The organism is Actinomadura sp. B10D3, assembly GCF_039871695.1.
Classification (GTDB): domain Bacteria; phylum Actinomycetota; class Actinomycetes; order Streptosporangiales; family Streptosporangiaceae; genus Spirillospora; species Spirillospora madurae.
On record NZ_JBDPLY010000085.1, the window covers coordinates 1 to 1,505 of the forward strand.

The 1,505-nt window shown below is 70.8% G+C and carries 1 protein-coding gene; it reads left to right on the forward strand.

Going from position 1 to position 1,505, the window contains the following annotated elements:
- The first annotated feature begins 252 nt into the window (after positions 1-252).
- Positions 253-1,482, forward strand: a complete 1,230-nt coding sequence (locus ABGB11_RS42350; RefSeq protein WP_347641352.1) for an IS110 family transposase — start codon at positions 253-255, stop codon at positions 1,480-1,482.
- Positions 1,483-1,505: the final 23 nt, after the last annotated feature.

A 1,505-nucleotide genomic window follows, 5' to 3' on the forward strand; every position in this document is an offset into this window, starting at 1 on the left:
CGGTCACTAGGGCACCCTCTTTCTTGCGGGCACCGATACGGTGCGCGTTGTTGGGACTCGGCGGGAGCCGGGGTGACGGTCTTGGTCGGTCGCCACGAGATGGCCTTCATGACACCACCGCCCCCGGCCCTGTCGGGGCCGCGGACCGGCAACAGGGAGATGCGCCGCAGAGCGCCGGTTAGTGACCGCCCGGGAGCCGGCCTCGTCGCCGCCGGGTCGTCGCTGCCACCGCAAGGAGTCGTGTTGTCTGCTGTGCTGCCCCCCGCGCAGTTCTTCGCCGGTCTTGACTGGGCCGCCGAGGTCCACGCCGTCTGCGTGACCGACCACGCCGGGACGATCGTCGACCGGTTCACCATCGCCCACACCGCCGACGGGATCGCGATGCTGATCCGCCGCCTGGCCACGTTCGCCGAGGCCGGTGATGTGCAGGTCGGGATCGAACGGCCCAACGGCCGCCTGGTCGATCTGCTGCTGGAGGCCGGGCACCCGGTCGTGCCGGTGTCGCCGAACGCGATCAAGACCTGGCGGGACGGCGAGGTGCTGTCGGGCGCCAAGTCCGACGCCGGCGACGCCGCCGTCATCGCCGAGTACCTGCGGCTGCGGCAACACCACCTGCGGGTGGCCACCCCCTACCGCGACGACACCCGCGCGCTGCGGACCGTGGTGCGCACCCGCACCGACCTGGTCGAGATGCGGGTGGCGGCCACCAACCAGCTCGCCGCGCTGCTGGATGACCACTGGCCCGGCGCCAAAGCCGTGTTCGCCGACGTCGAGTCGCCGATCAGCCTGGAGTTCCTGACCCGCTACCCCACCCTCGCAAGCGCACGCCACCTCGGCGAGAAGCGCATGGCCGCGTTCTGCGTCAAGCACGGCTACTCCGGTCGCCGCCCGGCCGCCGTGCTGCTGCAGCGCCTGCGGTCGGCTCCGGCCGGGGCGACCGGCGAGGCGTCGACCGAAGCGCTGCGCGACGCGGTCCTGGGCCTGGTCGGTGTACTCAAAGCCTTGAACACCGCGGTCAAGGACCTCGACCGGTCGACCGCCGCCCACCTCGGGGAGCATCCGGACGGCGAGATCTTCACGTCGCTGCCAAGGTCGGGTCAGATCAACGCCGCCCAGATGCTCGCCGAGTGGGGCGACTGCCGCCAAGCCTACGAGACCCCCGACTCCGTCGCCGCCCTGGCCGGCTGCACACCCGTCACCAAAGCCTCCGGCAAGCACCGGGCCGTGCACTTCCGCTGGGCCTGCAACAAACGCTTCCGCGTCGCGCTGACCACCTTCGCCGACAACAGCCGGCACTCCAGCCCCTGGGCCGCTGACATCTACAACCGAGCCCGCAAAGCAGGCAAAGACCACCCACACGCCATCCGCGTCCTGGCCCGCGCCTGGATCCGCGTCATCTGGCGCTGCTGGCACGACAGCGTCCCCTACGACCCCACCAAACACGGCGCCGCAACAGCGCTCATGGAGCCTCTCGCTTCCTGAGGTTGACACAGGGAGTGTCATGA